Annotated in this window: 20 protein-coding genes and 2 pseudogenes; 9 read left to right on the plus strand and 13 right to left on the minus strand. The window is 72.1% G+C overall.

What is annotated here, in order from left to right; all coding sequences use genetic code 11:
- The first annotated feature begins 52 nt into the window (after positions 1-52).
- Positions 53-409: a VOC family protein gene (locus ACZ4VW_RS24070; RefSeq protein ID WP_467965669.1), complete on the plus strand. Its 357-nt coding sequence runs from the start codon at positions 53-55 to the stop codon at positions 407-409.
- A gap of 50 nt (positions 410-459) precedes the next feature.
- Entirely contained in the window at positions 460-1,989 is a 1,530-nt protein-coding gene (locus tag ACZ4VW_RS24075; RefSeq protein ID WP_467965671.1) for a helix-turn-helix domain-containing protein, read from the plus strand.
- 141 nt (positions 1,990-2,130) lie between these two features.
- On the opposite strand, the gene ACZ4VW_RS24080 is transcribed toward ACZ4VW_RS24075, so the two are convergent.
- The 7 genes and pseudogenes from ACZ4VW_RS24080 to ACZ4VW_RS24110 all read right to left on the minus strand — a co-directional run.
- Positions 2,131-2,652 (minus strand): SMI1/KNR4 family protein, encoded by a 522-nt coding sequence (locus ACZ4VW_RS24080; RefSeq protein WP_467965673.1) that lies wholly within the window; start codon positions 2,650-2,652, stop codon positions 2,131-2,133.
- 31 nt (positions 2,653-2,683) lie between these two features.
- Positions 2,684-3,046, minus strand: a pseudogene (locus ACZ4VW_RS24085) (VOC family protein); the annotation flags it as partial.
- Between the two features lie 72 nt (positions 3,047-3,118).
- Positions 3,119-4,309: a cytochrome P450 gene (locus ACZ4VW_RS24090; RefSeq protein ID WP_467965675.1), complete on the minus strand. Its 1,191-nt coding sequence runs from the start codon at positions 4,307-4,309 to the stop codon at positions 3,119-3,121.
- A gap of 158 nt (positions 4,310-4,467) precedes the next feature.
- Positions 4,468-6,021: an MFS transporter gene (locus ACZ4VW_RS24095; RefSeq protein ID WP_467965677.1), complete on the minus strand. Its 1,554-nt coding sequence runs from the start codon at positions 6,019-6,021 to the stop codon at positions 4,468-4,470.
- 91 nt (positions 6,022-6,112) lie between these two features.
- Positions 6,113-6,946, minus strand: coding sequence for an alpha/beta fold hydrolase (locus ACZ4VW_RS24100; protein WP_467965679.1), 834 nt, complete (start codon positions 6,944-6,946; stop codon positions 6,113-6,115).
- 35 nt (positions 6,947-6,981) lie between these two features.
- Entirely contained in the window at positions 6,982-7,380 is a 399-nt protein-coding gene (locus ACZ4VW_RS24105; RefSeq protein WP_467965681.1) for a RidA family protein, read from the minus strand.
- A gap of 293 nt (positions 7,381-7,673) precedes the next feature.
- Positions 7,674-8,798: pseudogene (locus ACZ4VW_RS24110) on the minus strand (acyl-CoA dehydrogenase family protein); the annotation flags it as partial.
- 109 nt (positions 8,799-8,907) lie between these two features.
- On the opposite strand from ACZ4VW_RS24110, the gene ACZ4VW_RS24115 reads away from it, so the two are divergent.
- From ACZ4VW_RS24115 to ACZ4VW_RS24140, 6 genes are all read left to right on the plus strand, one after another.
- A complete protein-coding gene (locus ACZ4VW_RS24115; protein WP_467965683.1) occupies positions 8,908-10,551 on the plus strand; it encodes an AMP-binding protein in 1,644 nt (547 codons plus the stop codon).
- A gap of 9 nt (positions 10,552-10,560) precedes the next feature.
- Positions 10,561-11,403: a PaaX family transcriptional regulator gene (locus tag ACZ4VW_RS24120; protein WP_467965685.1), complete on the plus strand. Its 843-nt coding sequence runs from the start codon at positions 10,561-10,563 to the stop codon at positions 11,401-11,403.
- 275 nt (positions 11,404-11,678) lie between these two features.
- On the plus strand, positions 11,679-11,813 hold the full coding sequence (locus tag ACZ4VW_RS24125; RefSeq protein ID WP_467965687.1) for a hypothetical protein: 135 nt from the start codon (positions 11,679-11,681) through the stop codon (positions 11,811-11,813).
- A 130-nt stretch (positions 11,814-11,943) separates the two neighbouring features.
- Positions 11,944-12,687 (plus strand): VanZ family protein, encoded by a 744-nt coding sequence (locus tag ACZ4VW_RS24130; protein WP_467965689.1) that lies wholly within the window; start codon positions 11,944-11,946, stop codon positions 12,685-12,687.
- A gap of 68 nt (positions 12,688-12,755) precedes the next feature.
- Entirely contained in the window at positions 12,756-13,451 is a 696-nt protein-coding gene (locus tag ACZ4VW_RS24135; protein WP_467965691.1) for a response regulator transcription factor, read from the plus strand.
- Positions 13,444-14,538, plus strand: coding sequence for a sensor histidine kinase (locus ACZ4VW_RS24140; RefSeq protein ID WP_467965692.1), 1,095 nt, complete (start codon positions 13,444-13,446; stop codon positions 14,536-14,538). The genes ACZ4VW_RS24135 and ACZ4VW_RS24140 overlap by 8 nt, the downstream gene beginning before the upstream one ends.
- A gap of 38 nt (positions 14,539-14,576) precedes the next feature.
- Here ACZ4VW_RS24140 and ACZ4VW_RS24145 read toward each other — a convergent pair whose 3' ends face one another.
- From ACZ4VW_RS24145 to ACZ4VW_RS24160, 4 genes are all read right to left on the minus strand, one after another.
- The gene (locus ACZ4VW_RS24145; protein WP_467965752.1) at positions 14,577-17,051 is read right to left on the minus strand and encodes an oxidoreductase; all 2,475 of its coding nucleotides are present in this window, start codon (positions 17,049-17,051) and stop codon (positions 14,577-14,579) included.
- Positions 17,052-17,053: 2 nt separating this feature from the next.
- Complete coding sequence (locus ACZ4VW_RS24150) at positions 17,054-17,881, minus strand: enoyl-CoA hydratase family protein (RefSeq protein WP_467965695.1); 828 nt, start codon at positions 17,879-17,881, stop codon at positions 17,054-17,056.
- A 329-nt stretch (positions 17,882-18,210) separates the two neighbouring features.
- Positions 18,211-19,218: an ornithine carbamoyltransferase gene (gene argF / locus ACZ4VW_RS24155; protein WP_467965753.1), complete on the minus strand. Its 1,008-nt coding sequence runs from the start codon at positions 19,216-19,218 to the stop codon at positions 18,211-18,213.
- A gap of 136 nt (positions 19,219-19,354) precedes the next feature.
- On the minus strand, positions 19,355-20,587 hold the full coding sequence (locus ACZ4VW_RS24160; RefSeq protein ID WP_467965697.1) for an arginine deiminase: 1,233 nt from the start codon (positions 20,585-20,587) through the stop codon (positions 19,355-19,357).
- A 92-nt stretch (positions 20,588-20,679) separates the two neighbouring features.
- On the opposite strand from ACZ4VW_RS24160, the gene ACZ4VW_RS24165 reads away from it, so the two are divergent.
- Positions 20,680-20,835, plus strand: coding sequence for a hypothetical protein (locus ACZ4VW_RS24165; protein ID WP_467965699.1), 156 nt, complete (start codon positions 20,680-20,682; stop codon positions 20,833-20,835).
- Between the two features lie 246 nt (positions 20,836-21,081).
- Here the strand turns inward: ACZ4VW_RS24165 and ACZ4VW_RS24170 are convergent, their stop codons facing one another.
- Both ACZ4VW_RS24170 and ACZ4VW_RS24175 read right to left on the minus strand, forming a co-directional pair.
- On the minus strand, positions 21,082-23,643 hold the full coding sequence (locus ACZ4VW_RS24170) for a polynucleotide kinase-phosphatase (RefSeq protein ID WP_467965701.1): 2,562 nt from the start codon (positions 23,641-23,643) through the stop codon (positions 21,082-21,084).
- A complete protein-coding gene (locus tag ACZ4VW_RS24175; RefSeq protein WP_467965703.1) occupies positions 23,640-25,106 on the minus strand; it encodes a 3' terminal RNA ribose 2'-O-methyltransferase Hen1 in 1,467 nt (488 codons plus the stop codon). The genes ACZ4VW_RS24170 and ACZ4VW_RS24175 overlap by 4 nt, the downstream gene beginning before the upstream one ends.
- Positions 25,107-25,136 lie beyond the last annotated feature (30 nt).

Below are 25,136 nucleotides of genomic sequence, written 5' to 3' on the forward strand. Positions count from 1 at the left end.
GTACGGCCGCGCAACGATTGCCGCCCCCACCGGGCGGGCCGAGGATCGGAGCATGTTCAGCGGCGCGCATGTGATTCTCTACACCCACGACGCGGACGCCGATCGCGCGTTCCTCGAGGACGTCCTCGGCTTCGGGCATGTCGACGCCGGACACGGCTGGCTCATCTTCGCGCTGCCGCCGGCCGAGGTCGCCGTGCACCCCACCGAGGGCGAGCCGAAGCACGAGCTGTATCTGATGTGCGACGACGTCGCGGCCACGCTGACCGCCCTGGAGGACCGCGGGGCCGAGATCTCACGACCCATCAGCGACCAGGGGTGGGGGCAGCTCGCCGCGATCCGGCTGCCGAGCGGGACCGAACTGCCGCTCTACCAACCGCATCACCCCACTGCCCACACTCCGTCACCCTGACGGCCCACCCCCTCGCGAGCGCCATCTCATATCTGAGATAACGTGACGGCATGGCAGACGACTACCTCGTACGCATCGGCAAGCTCATCCGTGACGCCCGCCAGCACCGCGGCTGGACCCAGACGCAGCTCGCGGAGGCTCTGGCCACCAGCCAGAGCGCGGTCAACCGGATCGAACGCGGCAACCAGAACATCAGCCTTGAGATGATCGCGCGCATCGGTGAAGCGCTCGACAGCGAGATCGTGTCTCTGGGTTACGCCGGCCCCATGCATCTGCGGGTCGTCGGCCGCCGTCGGCTCTCCGGCTCCATCGACGTCAAGACGAGCAAGAACGCCTGTGTCGCGCTGCTCTGCGCCTCGCTCCTCAACAAGGGCCGCACGGTCCTGCGCCGGGTCGCCCGGATCGAGGAGGTCTTCCGCCTGCTCGAGGTCCTCAACTCCATCGGCGTGCGCACCCGCTGGATCAACGAGGGCGTGGACCTGGAGATCGTGCCGCCGGCCGAGCTGGACATGGACTCGATCGACGCCGAGGCGGCGATCCGCACGCGCTCCATCATCATGTTCCTCGGCCCGCTGCTGCACCGTCTCGACCGCTTCAGGCTGCCCTACGCCGGCGGCTGCGACCTCGGTACGCGCACGATCGAGCCGCACATGATCGCGCTGCGCCGCTTCGGCCTGGAGGTCACCGCCACGGAGGGCCTCTACCACGCGGTGGTCGAGCAGTCCGTCGCCCCCGACCGCCCGATCGTGCTGACCGAGCGCGGCGACACCGTGACGGAGAACGCGCTGCTCGCCGCGGCCCGCCACGACGGCGCGACCGTCATCCGCAACGCCTCCTCGAACTACATGGTCCAGGACCTGTGCTTCTTCCTGGAGACCCTGGGCGTACGGGTGGACGGCATCGGCACCACCACGCTGACCGTCCACGGCGTGCCGCACATCGACGTGGACGTGGACTACTCCCCCTCCGAGGACCCGGTCGAGGCGATGAGCCTGCTGGCCGCGGCCGTGGTGACCGAGTCGGAGCTGACGATCCGCCGGGTCCCGATCGAGTTCATGGAGATCGAGCTCGCGGTCCTGGAGGAGATGGGCCTCGACCACGACCGCTCGCCGGAGTACGCGGCCGACAACGGCCGCACGCGGCTGGTCGACCTGACGGTCCGCCCCTCCAAGCTGGAGGCGCCGATCGACAAGATCCACCCGATGCCGTTCCCGGGCCTGAACATCGACAACGTCCCGTTCTTCGCGGCCATCGCGGCGACGGCCCAGGGCAAGACCCTGATCCACGACTGGGTCTACGACAACCGCGCTATCTACCTCACGGACCTCAACCGCCTGGGCGGCCGCCTCCAGCTCCTCGACCCCCACCGCGTCCTGGTGGAAGGCCCCACCCGCTGGCGCGCGGCCGAGATGATGTGCCCCCCGGCCCTGCGCCCGGCGGTGGTCGTCCTCCTCGCGATGATGGCGGCGGAGGGCACGTCGGTCCTGCGGAACGTGTACGTGATCAACAGGGGGTACGAGGACCTGGCGGAGCGGCTGAACTCGGTGGGCGCGCAGATCGAGATCTTCCGGGACATCTGACGTTTTTCGGTCCGGCCCGTCTCATGACGGGCCGGCCGTCGGCCCGCGGCGGTGCGTCAGGTTCGCCTGCTGTTCCGGGTGCCGTGTCCATGCCGGCTCGATGGTGCACGTTCCCAGGGGCGGCGGCTCGGAGGCCGGTTCTCAGGGCAGGAAGTCGTAGAACGGGCCGTCAGGCGCCCGGTCGCGGGAGCACAGCGTCACGTCCCTGCCCTTGAGGTAGGCCAGCAGCCACTCGCCGAACGTCATCTCGTAGAGCGTCCAGGACGGGCTGTCGAACTCCTGGACCACGACGCGCCACGGCGACGAGGGGTCGTCGGGGATGCGGAGGAAGACCGCCTCGCCCGTCGTGGCCGACGCCACCGGGATCAGGTCACCGGGGTTGTTTCCCACCGGACTCGGCAGGAACTCCACCATGTCCTCGTCGCGCCAGAGCTCGAGGTCTCCCCTGATGTTCTCTCCCAGGCTGTGCAGGAGATGGCCGGCGGGGTGCGTCAGATACAGCTGCTTGTTGATCTCGATCGAACCGTAGGCGTCCACGATCTCGCGGAAGTCGGCGGGGAACTCGGTGCCCAGTTCCCGTTGCAGTTCGGTCCAGGGAGCCGGGTCCGTCCAGTGGAAACGGGGCTCGCCCAACAGGGCCGTGATCTTCGGAAGTATGGGCACCGGTGCTCGTCCTCAGAGTGGGTTCAGTCACGCGCAGGAGGCAGAACTCGTTGCCCTCGGGGTCGGCCAGGACGTGCCGGCTCTCCTCGCCGGTCTGGCCGACGTCGCCGGGCACGGCGCCCAGGGCGAGCAGCCTGGCCAGTTCGGCGTCCTGGTCGCGGTCGGTGGCGTTGACGTCGATGTGCAGCGGGAGCTTTCCGCGCCGGGGGGCGGAGGAAGGGCTGAGGATCAGGATCGGCTGCGCGCCGCCGAATCCGGTGTCGGGCGGGCCGATCGCGAGGCTCCCGTCGTCCTCGCGCTCCAGCTCGACACAGCCGAAGACTTCGTCCCAGAACGCGGCCAGGCGCTCGGGGTCTTCCGCGTCGAGGACCAGTTCGCTGATGCGGCATGCCATGCCGCGAGCCTAGACGCGCCGGCCCCGCCCCTGCCACCCTTTCCGCCGCCCGGGATGATCACCCCGCCCCGGTCACACGTCCCAGGTCACCGGAAGGCTCTTGACGCCGTAGATGTCCGCGGTCTCCGGGCGCAGGGCGACCTCCTCGGCCGGTACGGCCAGGCGCAGCGTGGGGAAGCGCTCGATCAGCGCCGCGAGGGCGACCCGCATCTCGACCCGGGCCAGCTGCTGGCCCAGGCACAGGTGGATGCCGTGGCCGAAGGCCAGGTGCCCGCCCTGGTCCCTCCGGAGGTCGAGGGCGTGAGGATCGGCGAAGCGCTCGGGGTCGCGGTTGGCGGTGTTGTACGAGAGGACGACCGTCGTGCCGGCCTCGATGGTCCGGCCGCCCACCTCGACGTCCTCCAGCGCCGTCCTCATGAACGACTTGGCGACGCTCAGATACCGCAGCAGCTCCTCCACCGCCCGGTCGATGAGCGTGGGGTCGGCGCGCAGCGCGGCCAGTTGCTCCGGATCGCGCAGCAGCGCGAAGGTTCCGAGAGACAGCATGTTGGCCGTGGTGTCGAAGCCGGCCGCCAGCAGGATGAGACTGATCCCCTGCAGCTCCTCATCTGTCAGGTCGCTGTCGGTGAGTTCGCTGAGCACGTCGTCGGTGGGGTTCGCGCGCTTGGCGACCACCAGCCGGGCGAGGTACTCCTGGGTCGCGGTGTAGGCGGCGAGCAGGTCCTCGTCGCTCGTCTCCCCGCTCATGAACGTGTCGATCTGCTCCTGGAAGGAGTCCCGGTCCTCGTACGGCACCCCCAGCAGTTCGCAGATGACGATGGTGGGGATGGGCTTGGCGAACGCCGTCACCAGGTCCACCGACGGCCCGGTCTTCTCCATGGCGTCCAGGCACGCGGTGGTGATCTGCTCGATGCGCTCCGTGAGCAGGCGCATCCGTCGTGCGGTGAACTTGCCCACGAGCGGCTTCCGGTAGCGGCTGTGCTGCGGTTCGTCCATGAGCAGGAACTCGCCGGGCGGCGCCGGCGGAAGCTCGAAGTCCACCACGTTCAGAAGGTCCTTGCGGGCGCTGAACCGCGGGTCGGCCAGGACCGACCTGACCTCGTCGTACCCGGTGATCAGCCAGCCGGGCTTCCCGCCGGGGTGCGTGTAGCGGCTGATGGGGCCGTGCCGCCGGGCGTCGATCAGTTCCGCGGGCGGGTCGAACGGGCAGCCGGGCCGGCGCTCCGTCGGCAGCGCCGTGACGGTGTGGACGGATGCACTCATGGTCATTCCTCATCTCGCGACTCTGGTGTTTGACGCAGTCCGAAAGCTACGTTGCGTTCAGAACTCCGTCAATCACGCGCGAGAGGTAATGCCAGGTAGTGCACGGTTAATTGATGCAATGACGCTGAAGGCGAATGCAACGCTACGTTGCAATGAAATCAGCCGACCCCGGGCGGTCCCATCCCGCCCTTGAGCCGCTCGATGTCCGAGGGGCGCACCTGGATGGCGAAGAGGGCGATCACGCACGCCACCAGGGAGAAGGCCGCCGCCGTGATGAAGCCGGACGAGACCCCGGCCGTCAGGACCTCGTCGGCCCAGGGCGGGGGCAGTTGGCCGGTCCGGGCGAACTCGGCCTTCTCCAGGGGGCCCGCCTGGGAGAGGAAGGCCGGCACCTGGTCCTTCGCCTCGTTGCGGCTGGCCGTGCCGAAGACCGTCACCAGGATCGACAGTCCGAGCGAACCGCCGACCTGCTGCGTGGCGTTGAGCAGTCCGGAGGCGGCACCGGTGTCCTGTTGCTCGACGTTGGACAGCGCCATGATGGTCAGCGAGACGAACATCAGGCCCATGCCGAAGCCGAAGACCAGGATCGGTCCGAGGACGCTGCCCAGATAGGTGGAGTGCACGTCGGTCAGGGTGAGCCAGGACAGACCGGCGGCCGCGAACAGCGAGCCGACGACCATGAAGGGCTTCGGACCGAAGGTGGGCAGCAGTTGGGAGGTGATCCCGGCGCCCACCGCGATGATCGCGCTCACCGGCAGGAAGGCCAGTCCGGTCCGCAGGGGACTGAAGTCCAGGACGGTCTGCACGAACAGCGTCAGGAAGAAGAACATCCCGAAGATCGCCGCGGCCAGACAGAGCATGATGCCGTACGTGCCCGCCCGGTTGCGGTCGGCGAACATGTGCAGCGGTGTGATGGGCTGCCGGGAACGCCGCTCCACGATCAGGAACAGCAGGAGCAGCACGACCGCGCCACCGAACGAGGCCAGCGTCCACGGGTCGCGCCAGCCCTCCTGGGAGGCGCGGATGAATCCGTACACCAGCGCCACCATGCCGAGGGTGGAGGTGAGCGCACCGGTGAAGTCGAAGTGGCCGGGGTGGCGTTCGGACTCCTTGATGTGGCGGGGGGTGAAGAAGGCGATGAGCAGTGCGATGGGCACGTTGACGAAGAAGATCCAGCGCCAGTCGAGCCACTCCACGAGCAGTCCCCCGGCCACCAGGCCGATCGCTCCGCCGCCGGCCGAGACGGCCGCGAACACCCCGAAGGCCCGGTTGCGTTCCGGGCCTTCGTCGAAGTTCGTGGTGATCAGGGAGAGCGAGGTCGGGGAGGCTATCGCTCCACCGACGCCTTGCAAGGCGCGTGCGGCCAGCAACTGCCAGTCGTTCTGCGCCAGTCCGCAGAGCAGCGAGGCGAGTCCGAAGAGAAGGACACCGAACACGAAGACCCGGCGCCGCCCCAGGATGTCACCGGCGCGTCCACCGAGGAGGAGCAGTCCGCCGAAGGTGAGCGTGTAGGCGTTGACGACCCAGGAGAGGCTGGTGGTGGAGAACTCCAGCGAGCTCTGGATGTGCGGCAGCGCGATGTTCACGATCGTGATGTCGAGAACGACCATCAGCTGGCACGAGGCGATGACGAACAGGGCGATGCCCTTGCCGTCGCCCCGGCGCTTCGGGGCCGCGGTGGGAGCTGGTGTCGTCGGCTTCGGAGTACTCATGGCGCATCGCGCCCTCACCTGGTGAGGAAGCCGTGGGCCGGTCGGCCCACCTTTTCGACAGTAAGCCCGGGTCCGGGGCGTGACCAATTGATCAAGCGGTCTCCGCGAGGAAGCCCCTGAGCTCGGCCGCAAGCCGTTCGGGCTGGTCCTCGCTGATGAGGGTGCGGCTGTCCTCGATCTCGACGAGGCGCCCCCGCGGCAGGAGTTCGGCGAGCCGCCGGCCGTGCTCGCGCGGCATCAGGAGGTCGTCGACCGCCCACACGACGAGCGTGGGGCGGTCGAACTTCCGCAGCCCCTCGGCCGCTTGGAGGAGTTCGTCCTTGCGCACGGACAGGTTGTACCGGCGGAAGTCCCGGCGGATCGCGGGATCGGTCCGCAGCGGGCGCAGCCATCCGTCCGCGATCTCGTCGGGCACGGGCCGCCGGGTGAGCGCGCCGAGGCCGACGGGCAGGCGGCGCAGGGGCTTCCAGCCGAGGACGCGGGCCATCAGCAGAACCCCGCCGGGGAGGCGACAGGCCAGCTCGATCATCTTGCCGGGTGCCCCGGGCGGGTAGTTGTCGAAGGCCTCGCAGGAGAGGAGGACGAGCCGGGCCAGCCGCTCGGGGTGGCGGACGGCGACGGTCTGGGCACGGCCGCAGTCGCTCTCGACGAGGGTGACGTCGGTCAGGTCCAGCCGGTCGAGGAACTCGGCGATCAGGTCGACGACGGTGTCCGGCGAGAGCGGTACGTCGGGGCGCATCGGGGTGCGGTGGGAGCCGTACGGCAAGGTCGGCGCGAGCACCCGGTGGTCGGGGGCGAGCGCGGGGACGACCTTTCGCCAGACGGTGGCGTCGTGGACGAGACCGTGCAGGAGGACGACGACGGGCCCGGGTCCGCCTGTGTCCTCGTACGCGATCGTTCCCGCGGTCAGCTCGATCTCCGGCATGGCTCCCCCTGTGTGCCCGACCCGAGAGACAGGCGCTAGTCCACCACCGCGAAGCCGTCCAGCTCCACCCGCGCCTGATCGTCCCACAGCCGTACGACACCGATCACGGCCATCGCCGGATAGTCGCGGCCGGCCAACCGCCGCCAGATCCGGCCCAGTTCGTGCGCGTGCTGCCGGTAGTCGGCGACATCGGTGGCGTAGACGGTGACGCGGGCGAGGTCGGCGGGGGTGCCGCCGGCGTGACGGAGCGCGGCGAGGAGGTTGGCGAGCGCGGTCTCGAACTGCTCGGGCAGGGTCTCCCCCACCACCTTGCCGTCGCGGTCGAGGCTGGTCTGGCCGGCGAGGAAGACGAGGCGGGAGCCGGTGGCGGTGACGGCGTGGGAGAAGCCGGTGGGCGGGGAGAGCTCGGCGGGGTTGTGCCGGTGCAGGCTCATACGGACGGCTCCTTCGGCGACTCGGTCGCGGCGTGCGGGTCCTGGGGCGCGGCGAGGTCGGCTCCCGGGGCCCTCGGGGTCGGGGTCGCAGGCGTGAGCGGTGCCGGGGGCGGGGTCGCGGGTGTGAGCGGGGCCGGGCCCGGGGTCGCGGGTGTGAGCGGGGCCGGGCCCGGGCCCGGGGGCGGGGTCGAGGTCGCGTACGGAGTCGCACAGGGGCCCTCAGCTGCCGCAGGCGGCTCCCCGGGGTCCGCGGGCGGCTCTCCCGGCACCCCGGCCGCCGCGGGCCGCTCCGTGGGCGCCGCGGCCGCCGCGTAGAGCTCCTTCGCGATGATCGTGCGCTGGACCTCGGTGGCTCCCTCGTAGATGCGCGGGGCGCGCACCTCCCGGTACAGGTGTTCCAGCAGGTGGCCGCGTTGCAGCGCCCGCGCCCCGTGCAGCTGGACGGCGGCGTCGACCACGTACTGCGCGGTCTCGGTGGCCAGCAGCTTCGCCATCGCCGAGCGGCGCGGCACGTCGGCCGCGCCCGCGTCGTAGGCCGCGGCCGCCGCGTAGACGAGCAGCCGGGCGGCCTCGGTACGGGTGGCCATCTCGGCGACCTGGTGGGCGACGGCCTGGAGGTCGCCGAGGACACCGCCGAAGGCGCGGCGGGCCGCGGTGTGCGCGAGGGCCGCGTCGAGGGCCGCCTGGGCCATGCCGACGGCGAAGGCGCCGACGCTGGGCCGGAAGCGGTTGAGGGTGGTCATGGCGACCCTGAAGCCCCGGTCGGGCTCACCGAGGACGTCCGCGGGGCCGACGGGAACGCCGTCGAAGAGGAGGGAGCCGATGGCGTGCGGGGCGAGCATGTCGAGGGGGCTGCCGGAGAGGCCCGGCCGGTCGGCGGGGACGAGGAACGCGGTGACGCCGCGGGCTCCGGCGCCCGGTGTCGTGCGCGCGAAGACGGTGGCGAAGTCGGCCTCGGGGGCGTTGGAGATCCAGCGCTTCTCGCCGTGCAGGCGCCAGCCGCCCGCGCCGTCCGGCCGGGCCTCCAGGGTGAGGGCGGCGGCGTCGGAGCCCGCGTCGGGCTCGCTGAGCGCGAAGGCGGCGACGGCGCGTCCCGCGACGACCTCGGGGAGCCAGCGGGCCCGCTGGTCGGGGGTGCCGAAAGCGGCGACGGGGTGGCCGCCGAGCCCCTGGAGGGCGAGCGCGGTCTCGGCCTCGGTGCAGGAGTGGGCGAGGGACTCGCGCAGCAGGCAGAGGTCGAGGGCGCCGGCCTCGAAGAGTCCGGCGAGGAGGCCGAACTCGCCGAGGGCGGCGACGAGGGGGCGGTTCACCCGGCCGGGTTCGCCCTTCTCGGCGAGGGGCCGCAGCCGCTCGGCCGCGAGGACACGGAGCTCCGCACACCGGGCGGTCTGCTGTGGATCGAGCGAGAATACGGACATTCTGACCCCTGTCCCGTTCGCCGGCATCAGTTCTATCGCGCACCGTTGACTGTCGTCACCATCACGATACGCTCGAAGGGCGACCCCACCACGACAAGGGGACGAACTCATGGAGCTGACCCCCTCGGCCCACCACGACACCTTCGCGCGCGACCAGCTTCCGCCCGCCGACGCATGGCCGCGACTGCTCTTCGATCTGCCGGGGCTCGACTACCCGGAACGGCTCAACTGCGGGGCGGAACTGCTCGACCGTACGGTGGAACGATTCGGCGCGGAGCGCCCAGCGTTCCGGGACGGTACCGGGTGTGTCTGGACCTATGGACAGCTCCAGGAGCGGGTGAACCGGATCGCGCACGTGCTCACCTCCGACCTGGGCGTCCTGCCCGGCAACCGCGTGCTGCTGCGCGGCCCCACGACGCCCTGGCTGGCGGCCTGCTGGCTCGCGGTCATGAAGGCGGGCGCGATCGCCGTCACCGTCCTGGCGCAGCAACGGGCCCAGGAACTGGCCGTGATGTGCGAGATGGCCCGTTGCAGCCATGCGCTGTGCGACATCAGGAGCGTCGACGACCTGGTGAAGGCCGAGGTGCCGGGGCTGCGGATCACCGCCTTCGGCGGGGACTCCCCGGACGATCTGCTCTCCCTCGCCATGGGCCGACCGGACACCTACGAGGCGGTGGAGACCGCCGCGGACGACGTGGCCCTGATCGCCTTCACCTCGGGGACGACGGGGCGGCCCAAGGGGTGCATGCACTTCCACCGCGACGTCCTGGCGGTCGCCGACACCTTCTCGGCCCACGTCCTGCGCCCCGAGCCGGACGACGTCTTCGCCGGCTCCCCTCCCCTCGGCTTCACCTTCGGCCTCGGCGGGCTGGTGCTGTTCCCCCTGCGGGCCGGGGCCAGCGCGCTGCTGCTCGAACAGGCCGGCCCCAAGCAGCTGCTGGAGGCCATCGCGGAACACCGGGTGTCGGTGCTGTTCACGGCGCCGACCGCCTACCGGGTGATGCTGGAGGAGATCGACCGGCACGGCGGACACGACGTCACCTCACTGGGGTCGCTCCGGCGGTGCGTGTCGGCGGGCGAGAACCTGCCGGCGGCGACCTGGGACGCCTGGCACCGGCGCACCGGTCTGAAGCTCATCAACGGCATCGGCGCGACCGAGCTGCTCCACATCTTCATCTCGGCGGCGGACGGCGACATCCGCCCGGGCACGACCGGACGGCCGGTGCCGGGCTGGCGGGCGCGGGTGATCGACCGGACGGGGGCCGAGGTCCCCGACGGCGAGGAGGGCCTGCTCGCGGTACGCGGCCCGGTCGGCTGCCGGTACCTGTCCGACCCCCGCCAGAGCGAGTACGTCCACGACGGCTGGAACGTCACGGGAGACACCTACGTCCGCGACGCGGCGGGCTACTTCCGCTATGTCGCCCGCGCCGACGACATGATCATCTCGGCCGGCTTCAACATCGCGGGCCCCCAGGTCGAGGAGGCGCTCCTCGCCCACCCCGACGTGGTCGAGGCGGCGGTGGTGGGCCACCCGGACGAGCTGCGCGGCCAGATCGTGGTCGCGTACGCGGTCGTACGGGACGGGGTGCCGCGCGACGCGGAGACGGCGGGAGCGCTGCGGGCGTTCGTACGGTCCCGGCTGGTGCCGTACAAGAGCCCCCGCAAGATCGTCTTCCTGGACGCGCTGCCGCGGACGGCGACGGGCAAGCTCCAGCGATTCCTGCTGCGCGCGGGCCCTGGAGACACCCCCTAGAGTGATCACGTGGTCGAGCAGCACACCCCCCGTTCCCTGATCGTCTCGTTGTACGGCGCGTACGGACGCGGCCTCGCGCCGGGTGATGAGCCGTTGCCGGTGGCCGAGCTGATCCGGCTGCTGGCGGTCCTCGGCGTGGACGCGCCGTCGGTGCGCTCGTCGGTGTCCCGGCTGAAGCGGCGCGGCCTGCTGCTGCCGCGCCGGACGGCGGACGGAGCCGCCGGGTACGTCCTGTCGGACGACGCGCGCCAGCTCCTCGAGGACGGCGACCGCCGGATCTACACCCGCGCGGAGCCCAAGCTGTCCGACGGCTGGGTCCTCGCCGTCTTCACCGTCCCCGAGGCCGAGCGCCACAAGCGCCATCTGCTGCGCTCCCGGCTCGCCCGGCTGGGCTTCGGCACGGCGGCGCCCGGCGTGTGGATCGCCCCTGCGCGGCTGTACGAGGAGACCCGCCACACCCTGGAGCGCCTGGAGCTCTCCTCGTACGTGGATCTCTTCCGCGGCGACCACCTGGGGTACGCGGCGACCGCGGAGGCGGTGGCCCGTTGGTGGGACCTGCCGTCGATCGCCAAGCTCCACGAGGAGTTCCTCGCCGCCCACGAGCCGGTCCTGCGGGCCTGGACGACGGCCCCCGGCACGGCCGAGGACGCCTACCGCGACTACCTGTTCGCCCTGGACTCCTGGCGCCGTCTGCCGTACGCGGACCCGGTCCTGCCGGCCGAACTGCTGCCGCGGGACTGGCCGGGCGCCCGCTCGGCGGAGGTCTTCGCGGCGCTGCACGCGAGGCTGCGGGACCGGGGCGCGCGGTTCGTGCAACCGCCGGCCGACAGCGGTCGTCCCTCCGGTACATGACCTTCGCGCATCCCGTCTCGGGCCCGCGGGTGCCTGGCGTGGGGAGCCGCGGCTCCCACCGGCGCGGCGGCGGCCGTGGCGGCGAGCGGCCTCGCCGGGCGGGCGCGCGCATACCGCGACGCCGCCTGGGAGCCCCCGCACCGATGCGCGCACGTGGTCCGGCTCGGCCTCCTGCCGCTGGTCTGCCCGCTCCTCGCGCTCGCCCTCGCGATGACCGCCCGCCGCACGACCGTCAACGGGCCGCGCACCGTGCGCGCGGCGGCCAGGTGGCGGTGGTGCCGCTCGCGGTCGCGGTGGTGACCTGGCGGTACGTCGCCGCCCAGGGCACCCCGGACGGCTACCGGGGCGACTGCGGGCTCTGCCCCGCGAGCAACGTCCCCCCGTGGTGGCCGCGGTGGCTGCCCGCATGACGGCACACCGGCGGCGGGACCGTCTCCCGGCCGGCGTGCGCCGGTTCCTCGGTGCCGGGGAGTCCCTGTATCGCGGCCGTATCGAAAAGCGCATACGCCATCGCAACGGCCCGCCGTCTCCCATGGAGGCATGAACCACAACGCGTCCTTGCCGGCACCGCCCCACCGCACGCGCCGGATCGTGCCGGCTGGGCTGGCGATCCTCGGCGTGGCGAGCGCCGTGTTCCTCCTGCGCAAGCCGCTCCTGATGTCCGCCCCCCGGTGCATGGCCGGGCGGTGGCACGGCTGCTTCGACACGTTCAACGGTGTGGTGCTCATGACCTTGGTGACGCTGCCGTTGGCCGTGCTGGTGGCGTGGGCTCTGGCGCGCCGGCGGCGCGCGGCCGGCGTCCCCGCGGCGTGGCGGAGGTCGCTGGCCGAGGTGGGCATGGTCCACGGGACGGTGCCGTTCCTGTGGCTGACCATGATGCCGGGCGGCGGGGCCGGCGTCGTGCCCGCCCGGGTCAGCCTCGTACCGCTGCGGGACCTGGTCACGATGGGGCCGCTCGGGATCACCGGCAACCTGCTGGTCTTCGCGGCGCTGGGGTTCTTCGCCCCGATGCGCTTCGCGGCCCTGGCGTCCGTGCCGCGGATCCTCGCGCTGGGGGCCGGCTGCTCGGCCCTGGTCGAGACCGCGCAGTACGTCCTGCGGCTGGACCGGGTGTCCTCCGTGGACGACGTCCTGGTCAACGCCACCGGCGCCGTACTGGCCGGGCTGGCGTCGCGCCGCTGGTGGCGCGCGACGGCTGAGACGTCACCGCAAGCGCCGTCGGACCGGCCTCGCCACCCCGCGCCGGCATCGGCATCGGCATCGGCATCGGCGCGGACGCGCTGAGCAGCGTGTCCGGTGTGCCCAGGTCGTCGCATACGTCGGCGATACACCGTGCTGCTTAGGCTTCGGGCATGCGCGTACTGATCGTGGAGGACGAGCCCTACCTGGCCGAAGCCGTCCGTGACGGGCTGCGGCTGGAGGCGATCGCCGCCGACATCGCGGGCGACGGCCACTCCGCCCTGGAACTGCTCAGCGTCCACTCCTACGACCTGGCGGTCCTGGACCGGGACATCCCCGGCCCGTCCGGCGACGAGGTCGCCCGACGCATCGTCGCCTCCGGCAGCGGCATCCCGATCCTCATGCTCACCGCGGCCGACCGGATCGACGACAAGGCCTCCGGGTTCGAGCTCGGCGCCGACGACTACCTCACCAAACCGTTCGAGCTGCGGGAGCTCGTCCTGCGACTGCGGGCGCTCGACCGCAGACGCGCGTACGCCCGCCCCCCGGTCCGCGAGATCGCCGGCCTGCGGGTCGACCCCTTCCGCCGGGAGGTCTTCCGCGACGGACGCTACGTCGCGCTCACCCGTAAACAGTTCGCCGTGCTGGAAGTCCTCGTCGCCGCCGAGGGCGGGGTCGTCAGCGCCGAAGAGCTCCTCGAACGGGCCTGGGACGAGAACGCCGACCCCCTCACCAACGCCGTGCGCATCACCGTCTCCGCGCTGCGCAAGCGGCTCGGCGAGCCCTGGATCATCGCCACGGTGCCGGGTGTCGGCTACCGCATCGACACCGGTCCCGTCCCCACCGGCCCCGGCCGCACGCATGCGTAGACGCCCGGGGCCGAGCGCCCGACTGAGACTCACCCTCAGCTACGCCGGATTCCTCGCCGTCGCCGGAGCTCTGCTGCTGGCGGTGGTGTGGGGGTTCCTGCTGCGCTACGTACCCGACAACTCGCAGGGCCTGCTCGGCGTCTCGCCCAACCGCTACCTCCTGGTGCGCACCTTCTTCCCCGCCGCCGCCGTGGCGATGGTCTGCCTGCTCGTCCTCGGCCTCGTCGGGGGCTGGATCCTCGCCGGCCGGATGCTCGCACCGCTCACCCGGATCACGGCGGCGGCACGGACCGCCGGGAACGGGTCGCTGTCCCACCGGATCCGGATGGAGGGCCGCCAGGACGAGTTCCGGGAACTGGCCGACGCGTTCGACTCGATGCTCGAACAGCTGGACGCGCACGTCGCCGAGCAGCAGAGGTTCGCCGCGAACGCCTCCCACGAGCTGCGCACCCCGCTGGCGATCTCACGGACGCTCCTCGACGTCGCCCGGAAGGATCCGACACGGGACCGGGGCGAACTGATCGAACGCCTCCATGCCGTCAATGCGCGAGCGATCGATCTCACCGAGGCCCTTCTGCTGCTCAGCCGGGGCGACCGCGGACACTTCACCCGTGAGAGCGTGGACGTGTCCCTCCTCGCCGAAGAAGCGGCCGAAACGTTGCTTCCCCTTGCCGAACAGCGCGGGATCGCGCTCGACGTCACCGGTGGGGCGGCCCGGACCAGCGGTTCGGCGGAACTCCTGCTGCGGATGGTGACGAATCTCGTCCAGAACGCCCTCGTCCACAACCTCCCCGCCGGCGGCACCGTGACGGTCCACACCGGGACGGTTCACAGCGACACGGGGGGCGAGACGAGCGTGCTACGGGTCGAGAACACGGGGCATCGGCTCCCACCGGAGCTCGTACCGACCCTGACCGAACCCTTCCAGCGCGCGACGGAGCGTGTGCGCACCGACGAGCACGCCGGGGTGGGTCTCGGCCTCGCCATCGTGCAGAGCGTCGTCCGCGCGCACGACGGGACCCTCGACCTCGTCCCCCGGCCCGCGGGCGGCCTGCTCGTCACGGTCCGGCTTCCCGCCGCGCCATAGGCGTCGTTCTCGGTGATAACCCCGGGCTTCCCCAGGCGTCACCCCAGTGTGAGCCGCGGTTTCGGCGCGTCCGTGCGGCCTGTCGGAGGTCTGCGGCTGCCCGCGCGGTACGGCGGGGGCCAGGGGGCCGCCGGGCCCTGGTACTCCTGGTCGGCGGCCGCGTGCAGGGTCCAGTGGGGGTCGTAGAGGTGGGGGCGGGCGAGGGCGCAGAGGTCGGCGCGGCCCGCGAGGAGGAGGGAGTTGACGTCGTCCCAGGAGGAGATGGCGCCGACGGCGATCACCGGGACGGCGAGCGCGTTGCGGATCCGGTCGGCGTACGGGGTCTGGTAGGAGCGGCCGTACTCGGGGCGTTCCTCGGGGACCACCTGGCCGGTGGAGACGTCGAGGGCGTCGGCGCCGTGGGCGGCGAAGGCGCGGGCGATCTCGACGGCCTCCTCGGCCGTCGTACCGCCCTCCGCCCAGTCGGTGGCGGAGATACGGACGGTCATCGGCCGCTCCTCGGGCCAGACCTCCCGTACGGCGTCGAAGACTTCGAGCGGATAGCGCAGCCGGTTCACCAGCGTCCCGCCGTACGAATCGTCCCGCCGATTGGTCAGCGGGGAGAGGAAGCCGGAGAGCAGATAGCCGTGCGCGCAGTGAAGTTCGAGCAGGTCGAAGCCGGAGCGGGCGGCGCGCCGGGCGGCGGCCACGAACTCTTCGCGTACGGCGGTCATGCCGTGCCTGTCCAGGGCGTGCGGGATCTGGTTGACGCCGGCGCGGTACGGGAGCGGTGAGGCGGCCGTCACGGGCCAGTTGCCTTCGCGGAGGGGCTGGTCGATGCCCTCCCACATGCGGCGGGTGGAGCCCTTGCGGCCGGAGTGGCCGAGCTGGACGCCGATCGCGGTGCCGGGTGACCGGGTGTGGACGAAGGTGGTGATCCGGCTCCAGGCTTCCGCCTGTTCGTCGGTCCAGAGGCCGGTGCAGCCGGGGGTGATACGGCCCTGGGGGCTCACGCAGACCATCTCGGTCATGACGAGCCCGGCGCCGCCGAGGGCCCGGGCGCCGAGGTGGACGAGGTGGAAGTCCCCGGGGAGCCCTTCCTCGGCGACGTACAGGTCCATGGGAGAGACGACGACCCGGTTGCGGAGGGTCAGTCCGCGCAGCCGGAACGGGGTGAACATCGGCGGGGTGCCGGGCGGGCAGCCGAAGTCGCGCTCGACGGAGCCGGTGAAGTCCGGGTCGCGCAGCCGCAGGTTGTGGTGGGTGACGCGGCGGCTGCGGGTGAGCAGGTTGAAGGCGAACTGGCGGGGCGGCTGGTCCAGATGGCCGTCGATCTCCTCGAACCAGCGCAGGCTCGCGGCGGCGGCGCGCTGGGTGGACTCGACGACCGGGCGTCGTTCCGTCTCGTACGCGGCGAGCGCCTCGTCGAGGGTGGGCTGTTCCGCCACGCAGGCGGCGAGCGCCAGGGCGTCCTCGACGGCGAGTTTGGTGCCGGAGCCGATGGAGAAGTGCGCGGTGTGGGCGGCGTCGCCGAGCAGGACGATGTTGCCGTGGGACCAGCGCTCGTTGACGACGGTGCGGAAGGCGGTCCAGGTGGAGTTGTTGGAGCGCAGGGCCCGGCCGCCGAGTGCTTCGGCGAAGAGCTTGGCGCAGCGGGCGGTGGACTCGGCCTCGTCGAGCTCGTCGAAGCCGGCGGCCCGCCAGACCTCCTCGCGCATCTCGACGATGACGGTGGAGGAGCCAGGCCGGTCCTGCGGCCCGGCGGGCCTCGTCGAGGGGCGGTGACCGGAGGGGGGGTGGTCGGGCGACGGGCCGGAGAAGGGGTAGCCGTGGAGCTGCATCACGCCGTACTCGGTCTCGGCGATCTCGAAGCGGAAGGCGTCGAAGGCGAAGTCGGCGGCGAGCCAGATGTACCGGCAGCGGTGGGTGGTGAGCGTGGGCCGGAAGACGTCCGCGTGGGCGTCGCGGGTGCGGCTGTGGACGCCGTCGGCGGCGACGACCAGGTCGTGCGTGGCGGCGAGATCGGCGGCGGCAGGGGCCTCGGTACGGAAGCGGAGCCGTACCCCGAGCTCGGTGCAGCGGGCGTGCAGGATCTCCAGGAGCCGGCGGCGGCCGAGGGCGGCGAAGCCGTGGCCGGTGGAGGTGAGGAGGTGACCGCGATGGGCGATGTGGATGTCGTCCCAGCGGACGAAGGCGTCCTGGAGGGCGCGGTACACGGCGGGGTCGGCGTGCTCGATCCCGCCGAGGGTCTCGTCGGAGAGGACGACGCCGAAGCCGAAGGTGTCCTCGGGGGCGTTGCGCTCCCAGACGGTGATCTCGCGGGTGGGGTCGAGCCGTTTGAGGAGCGCGGCGGCGTAGAGGCCGCCGGGCCCGCCGCCGATGACGGCGATACGGAGCGGGGCGTCGCGCCCCGGCACGAGGGCGGCCTTTCCGCCGGGCTCGGGCCGCGCCGTGCCGGCCCCCGTGCGGGTGCCGGTGCGGGTGCGGGTGCCGATGTCGCCCGGCGCCGGGCGGGGGGCCTGGGCGGACGGCATCGTCACCGCCCCCGCCACTTCGGGGCCCGCTTCTCGGTGAAGGCCGCGTGGAACTCCGCGTAGTCCTCGCCGTTCATCAGCAGCGCCTGGGTGGCGGCGTCCAGTTCGACGGAGGCGGCGAGCGGCATGTCGAGCTCGGCGGTGAGCAGGGCCTTGGTCTGGGCGTGGGCGAGGGCCGGTCCGTCGGCGAGGCGGCGGGCGAGTTCGGCGGCGCGCGCGTCGGCGGCGCCCTCCTCCGTGACCTCGCTGAGCAGGCCGATCCGCTCGGCCTCCGGCGCGCGGACCGGTTCGCCGAGCATCAGCAGCCGGGTGGCGTGGCCGAGGCCCACGACCCGGGGCAGCAGATAGGCCGCGCCCATGTCGCCGCCGGAGAGTCCGACGCGGGTGAAGAGGAAGGCGAAGCGGGCGCTCGGGTCGGCGATCCGGAAGTCGGCGGCGAGGGCCAGGACGGCGCCCGCCCCGGCTGCCACGCCGTGGACGGCGGCGATCACGGGGAACGGGCACTCCCGGATCGCCCGGACGACCTGTCCGGTCATCCGGTTGAAGTCGAGCAGCTGCGCCGTGTCCATGGAGAGCGTCGCGCCGATGATCTCGTCGACATCGCCGCCCGAGCAGAAGCCGCGTCCCTCGCCGGCGAGGACGAGGGCGCGCACGGCGCGTTCCCGGGAGAGTTCGGCGAGCAGATCGCGCAGGTCGGCGTAGGCCCCGAAGGTGAGTGCGTTGAGCTTCTCGGGGCGGGCGAGGGTGACGGTGGCGACGCCGTCCTCGATGGCCAGGCGCAGATGGTGCCAGCGCTCGGTGCGGGGTGCGGAGCCGGTAAAGGGGCTCATACGCGCGTGCCTCCCTTCCTCGTACGGGGAGCGTATCACCGGAACGTGACTGTCGTCACGAGTGCGCGATACGTGCGAGGCGCGCGCCGGCCCGTACGGCCGCCCCCACCGCGACACGGCGAAGCCGCCGCCCGCCGCACGCGCGGGCGAGGCGGTCGGGCACAGGGAGGAGAGCGGAGGCGTCCCGAGCCGGGCGCCGCACCCGGCCCTCGGCAGGAGCACGGCCTACTGCCCCCGCACGCCGGGCAGGGGAACGGCGCCGACCGGTGGTCGGGTAGCCGAGGGTCAGGCGTAGCCCGCCCACCGGCCGGTGGGCGGGTAGCCGAGGGTCAGGCGTCGCCCGCCAGGGTGGCGACCATGACCGCCTTGATCGTGTGCATCCGGTTCTCGGCCTCGTCGAAGACGACGGAGTGCTCCGACTCGAAGACCTCGTCGGAGACCTCCAGCTCGGTCAGTCCGTGGCGGGCGTGGATGTCCCGCCCCACAGCCGTGCCCAGGTCGTGGAAGGCCGGCAGGCAGTGCAGGAACTTCACGTCCGGGTTCCCCGTGGCCCGCAGGACGTCCATCGTCACGGAGTACGGGGCGAGGTCGGCGATCCGCTCGTCCCAGATCTCCTTGGGCTCCCCCATGGAGACCCAGACGTCGGTGGCGACGAAGTCGGCACCTCGGACGCCCTCGGCGACGTCCTCGGTGAGGGTGATCGTCGCCCCGCTCGCCCCGGCCAGCTTCCGCGCGGCGGCGACGATCTCCCCGGCCGGCCAGTACGCCTCCGGCGCGACGATCCGGACGTCCATGCCGAGGAGGGCGCCGGTCACCAGGTAGCTGTTGCCCATGTTGAAACGGGCGTCACCGAGGTAGGCGAAGGCGAGGCCGTCCAGCGGCTTGTCCGTGTGCTCGGTCATCGTCAGGACGTCGGCGAGCATCTGGGTGGGGTGCCAGTCGTCGGTGAGGCCGTTGAAGACGGGAACGCCCGCGTGGGCGGCGAGCTCCTCGACGTTGGCCTGGCTGTCGCCCCGGTACTCGATGGCGTCGAACATCCGGCCGAGGACGCGGGCGGTGTCCTTGACCGACTCCTTGTGCCCGATCTGCGAACCGGAGGGGTCGAGATAGGTGGTGGAGGCCCCCTGGTCGGCGGCGGCGACCTCGAAGGCGCACCGGGTCCGGGTCGAGGTCTTCTCGAAGATCAGGGCGATGTTCCTGCCCCGCAGCCGCTGGACCTCCGTACCCGCCCTCTTGGCCGCCTTCAGCTCGGCGGCAAGATCGATCAGACCGCGGAACTCCTCGGCGGTGAAGTCCAGCTCCTTGAGGAAGTGGCGGCCGATGAGGTCGGGGGCCATGGGGTACTCCTGGGTACGGTCGGGGACGGCGAACGTCATGACGATGCCTGGAAGTCTATACGCTGATCAGCATGCCTATACAGTGATGCCGCCCACTCGTCGTCCCGGGCCACGCCCCCCCACGCCCTCCCCGGCCTCACACGGCGTCCCGCTCCACCGGGCAGCTCATGCAGCGCGGGCCGCCCCTCCCCCGCCCCAGCTCGCTGCCCGGGATCTCGATCACCTCGATGCCCTGCTTGCGCAGATGCGTGTTGGTGGTGACGTTCCGCTCGTAGGCCACGACGACGCCCGGCTCGACCGCGAGGACGTTGCAGCCGTCGTCCCACTGCTCGCGCTCCGCCGCGTGGACGTCCTGCGTCGCCGTGAGAACCCGGATGTCCTGCAGCCCCAGGGCCGCGGCGATCGCGCTGTGCATGTGCTCCGGCGGATGGTCGGTGACCCGCAGCGACTGGCCCACGTCGCCCGGCTCGATCGTGTACGAGCGGAGCATGCCGAGCCCCGCGTACTGGGTGAAGGTGTCGTGGTCGACCATCGTCATCACCGTGTCGAGGTGCATGAACGCCCGCCGCTTCGGCATGTCGAGCGCGATGATCGTCCGCGCCGAGCCGGCCGCGAAGAGTCCGCGGGCCAGCATCTCCACCGCCTGCGGGGTCGTGCGCTCGCTCATCCCGATCAGGACCGCGCCGTTGCCGATGACGAGGACGTCCCCGCCCTCGATGGTCGACGGATAGTCGGACTGCCCCTCCGACCAGTGATGGAAGCCACCCGCCTCGGGTCCGGTGAAGAGCGGATGGTGCTTGTAGATCGCCTCGAAGTGGACCGTCTCGCGCTGCCGGGCGGGCCAGCGCATCGCGTTGATGGAGACGCCGTCGTAGATCCACGCTGAGGTGTCCCGGGTGAAGAGGTGGTTCGGCAGCGGCCTGAGGACGAAGTCGTCCAGCTCCATGACATGGAACCGGACCGAGGTCGGCTCGCGGTGCGCGGCCAGGAACTCCCGCTTCGTCATGCCGCCGACCAGTGCCTCGCCGAGCGCGGCGGCGTCCAGGGAGTCGAAGGCCGCCCGCAGATGGTCGGCCGCCAGCGGCCCGAACTCCTTCTCGTGGAAGACCCGGTCGAGGACCATCTTGCGGGCGGCGGGCAGCTCCAGCGCCTCCCGCAGCAGATCGCCGAAGAGATGGACCTCGACCCCCCGGTCCCGCAGCACGTCGGCGAACCCGTCGTGCTCCTGCCGGGCCCGGCGCACCCACAGCACGTCGTCGAAGAGGAGAGCGTCCTTGTTGGAGGGTGTCAGCCGCTTCAGCTCCAGATCGGGCCGGTGCAGGATGACGCGGCGGAGCCGCCCGGTCTCTGAGTCGACATGGAATCCCATGCGCCCATCCTGACGGAGCCGGGCGGCTCACGCGTGGTTCTCGGAGCGGTCAGCCTGCCGTGGTCGCGAGGCCGGCGACGATGACGGTGATCATGACCACGATCAGGACGATCATGACGGAGCCGATGGGACCGCCGTCGCCCCCGGAGGAGGGCGGGGACCGCCCCTTCCTCCACGCCCTGCCCGACCGGGACCGCCGCACGCTCCTCGCCGAGGCGGCCCGCGCGCCTACGAACCCGGCGAAGTGATGGGTCCTGGCCGAAAGGACTCACCTGACACACCCCGCCCCCCGGAACCGAGGCGGCGCGGGGCCGCGCCCGCGCTCGCCGATGTGTCGTTCCCACCTCATGTGGCCCATGTCGCCACTTTGCTGACGCTCTGTCACGTCATGGGGCGAAGAACGCCAGGGGCTGGCGAAGGGGCCCGTCAGCGAGCACCAGGGGCGCAGGGGGACGCGGCTGTCCAACCCCCCTGCGCCCCCCGCGGGACACCTGTCACAGACGCGGGTCCACCGGCTCCGACTCCAGTGCGAGGACGGCGAAGACCGCCTCGTGCACGCGCCAGAGAGGCTCACCCTCCGCGAGCCGGTCGAGCGCCTCCAGGCCCAGCGCGTACTCGCGCAGCGCGAGCGACCGCTTGTGGCCGAGGAAACGGTTGCGCAGGCGCTCCAGGTTCTCCGGGCGGGTGTACTCGGGGCCGTAGATGATCCGCAGGTACTCCCGGCCGCGGACCTTGACCCCCGGCTGGACGAGACGCCCGTCGGCGCCGCGCACGAGCCCCGCGAGCGGCTTGACGACCATGCCCTCGCCGCCCGCCGCCGTCAGCTCCAGCCACCAGTTGACACCGGCGCGGACGGACTCTTCGTCGCCCGTGTCGACGACCAGCCGGCGCGTGATCCGCAGCAGCCCCGTCGGATCGTGCTCGACCATCCGGTCGAGCCACCCGAGCTGTTCGTCGTGCGGCACGGCCGCCAGCGAGCGGCCCCGAACGGCGAGGATCTGGAAGGGCGCGAAGCGCACACCCTCCAGCCCCTGCGTCGGCCAGCAGTACCGGCGGTACGCCTCGGTGAACGCCTCGGCGTCCGCCGCCCGCTCACGCTGCCGGTCGAGGAGCGCGTCCACCCCGCTCACGCCCCGCGCCGCCGCCTGCTCCAGTGCGCCGAGCGCGCCGGGGAAGACCGCCCGGGAGGCCGCGCCGACCGCCGCGTACTGCGAGCGCAGCAGCCCGACGGACTTCAGCGACCAGGGCATCAGCTCGCCGTCGAGCAGCAGCCAGTCCGTGTCGAGCTCGTCCCAGAGCCCGGCGGCGGTGACGGCCGCGCGCAGCCGCTCCAGTACCTGCTCGGTGACGGACGGATCGTCGAAGAAGGGCCGGCCGGTACGGGTGTGCAGCGAGCCGGTCACCCCCGCCGCGGGGTCGACCCCGAACCGTTCGCCGGCCGCCGCCGCGTCGCGGCAGACGAGCGCGATCGCCCGCGAGCCCATGTGCTTCTCCTCGCACACGACCCGCTCGACACCGTCCTTCTCGTACTGCGCGAACGCCTCGGCCGGGTGCTCCAGATAGCCCTCCTCCCTCGACGTGGCGGTCGGCGCCATCGTCGGCGGCAGATGGGCCAGCAGCCGGGGGTCGATCGCGAACCGGCTCATCACCTCCAGCGCGGCGGCCGCGTTCTCCTCCCGTACGGAGACGTTGCCCATCGTCCGCGTCTCCACGATCCGGCGGCCGTGCACGTCGGCGAGGTCCAGCGGCCGTCCCTCGTGCCCGCCGGGGGCGGCGGTCGCCAGCGGCCGGGCCGGCTCGTACCAGACCTTCTCCGCCGGTACGTCGACCAGTTCGCGCTCCGGCCAGCGCAGCGCGGTCATCTTCCCGCCGAAGACCGCGCCCGTGTCCAGGCAGATGGTGTTGTTGACCCAGGAGGTGTTCGGTACGGGCGTGTGCCCGTAGACGACCGTGGCCCGGCCGCGGTACTCCTCCGCCCACGGGTAGCGCACCGGCAGCCCGAACTCGTCGGTCTCGCCCGTGGTGTCCCCGTACAGCGCGTGCGAGCGCACCCGGCCGGAGGTCCGGCCGTGGTACTTCTCCGGCAGACCGGCGTGGCAGACCACGAGCCTGCCCTCGTCGAGCACATAGTGGCTGACGAGTCCGTCGATGAACGCGCCCACCTCGGCGCGGAACTCCTCCGGCTCCCGGCCCAGCTGCTCGATGGTCTCGGCGAGTCCGTGCGTCTCCTGGACCTTGCGGCCCTTGAGCCAGCGGCCGAGCTTGTTCTCGTGGTTCCCGGGCACGCAGAGCGCGTCGCCGGACGCCACCATGGACATCACGCGGCGCAGCACGCACGGGCTGTCCGGTCCGCGGTCGACGAGGTCGCCGACGAAGACCGCCGTCCGCCCCTCCGGGTGGTGGCCGTCGACATAGCCGAGCTTGGCGAGCAGGGTCTCCAGCTCGGAGCGGCAGCCGTGGATGTCACCGATGATGTCGAAGGGGCCGGTGAGGTGACGCAGGTCGTTGAACCGCTTCTCCAGGACGACCTCGGCCGCCTCCACCTCCTCGACGCTGCGCAGCACGTGCACCTTGCGGAAGCCCTCGCGCTCCAGACCGCGCAGCGAGCGGCGCAGCTCGCGGCGGTGGCGCTGGACGACGTGGCGGGGCAGGTCCGCCCGGTCCGGGCGCGCCGCGTTCCGGGCCTGGCACACCTCCTCGGGGAGGTCGAGGACGACCGCGATCGGCAGCACGTCGTACCGGCGGGCCAGCTGGACGAGCTGACGCCGGGCCTCCTGCTGCACGTTGGTGGCGTCGACGACGGTCAGCCGCCCGGCCTCCAGGCGCTTGCCCGCGATGTAGTGCAGGACGTCGAAGGCGTCGCGGCTCGCGCTCTGGTCGTTCTCGTCGTCGGCGACCAGGCCGCGGCAGAAGTCGGAGGAGATCACCTCGGTGGGCTTGAAGTGGCGGCGGGCGAAGGTGGACTTGCCGGAGCCGCTCGCCCCGATGAGGACCACGAGGGACAGATCGGTGACGGGCAGCGTGCGGGCGCGCGGGGCGCCGGTGGTGTCGGTCATGCCGAGTCCTCCTTCGGGGTCGGGGCGTGCAGGGTGAAGACGGCCATCTGGGTGGGCGGGCCGACCTCGGGGTCGTCCGGGCCTACGGGCGTGAACTCCGCGCCGTATCCGTACTGCTCCCCGACGCGCGCGGCCCAGGCGCGGAACTCCTCGCGGGTCCACTCGAAGCGGTGGTCGCCGTGCCGGACGTGCCCGGCCGGGAGGGACTCCCAGCGGACGTTGTACTCGACGTTCGGCGTCGTCACGAGGACCGTCCGGGGGCGGGCCGAGCCGAACACGGCGTACTCGAGCGCGGGCAGCCGCTCCAGGTCGACGTGCTCGACGACCTCACTCAGGACGGCCGCGTCGTAGCCGGTGAGCCGCTTGTCGGTGTAGGCGAGCGAGCCCTGGATCAGCTTCACCCGGCCGGCCTGCCGCTCGCCGAGCCGCTCCAGCTTGAGCCTGCGTCCGGCGACGGTGAGGGCGCGCACGGACACGTCGACACCGACGATGTCGGTGAAGCGCACGTCCTTGAGGAGCGCCTGCACCAACTGGCCCTGTCCGCAGCCCAGGTCGAGCACACGGGACGCTTCGGCGGCGCGCAGAGCGGCGAGGATCGCCTCCCGGCGCTGCTCGGCGAGCGGCACCGGCCTGTCCTCGGTGTCCGTCGTCTCGTCGACGGCGTTGTCGACGTCCTCGACGTCCAGCCCGTCGCTCTCGGCGAGGCGCACCAGCTCCAGGCGCTCCATGGCCTCCCGGGTCAGGCCCCAACGGCGGGACAGGTAACGGCTGGTGATGAGCTTCTGCTCGGGGTGGTCGGCGAGCCAGCCGTCACCGGCGCGCAGCAGCTTGTCGACCTCGTCGGGCGCCACCCAGTAGTGCTTGGCGTCGTCGAGGACCGGAAGCAGGACGTACAGCTGGTTGAGCGCGTCGGCGAGCCGCAGCTCCCCTTCGAGGACGAGCCGCACGTAGCGGGAGTCGCCCCACTCGGGGAAGGCGGTGTCCAGCTCCACCGGCTGCGCGTCGACCGTGTCCCAGCCGAGGGGCCCGAACAGCTTGCGGACCAGCTCGGCCCCGCCGCGCGCCGGGAGCGCGGGCACCTCGACGCGCAGGGGCAGCGGCGTGGCGGCCCGCTCGGGCATCGCCTTGCAGCTCCCGCGCAGGGCGCTCTTGAAGACCGTGGAGAGGGCGACGGAGAGCAGTGAGGACGCGGCGTAGGGCCGGTCGTTCACGTACTGCGCGAGCGCGGCGTCGGGGGCGCCGCCCCGGCCCTTGCCCTTGCCGCGGCGCACGAGCGCCACGGGGTCCACCTCCAGGAGGAGCGCGGCCGTGCACCGCTCGGCGCTCGCCTCGGGGTAGAGGACGTGCGCCGTGCCGTGCGAGGTCGAGAACGTCTGCGCGTTGTCGGGATGCTTGTGCAGCAGGAAGCCCAGGTCGGTCGCGGGACGCTCGGGGGTGCCGGTCGTACTGATCGTCAGGAACACCTGTCCGAGTATGGTCGGCCGGGCCCCCTC

This window comes from Streptomyces sp. NPDC029139 (assembly GCF_055564335.1).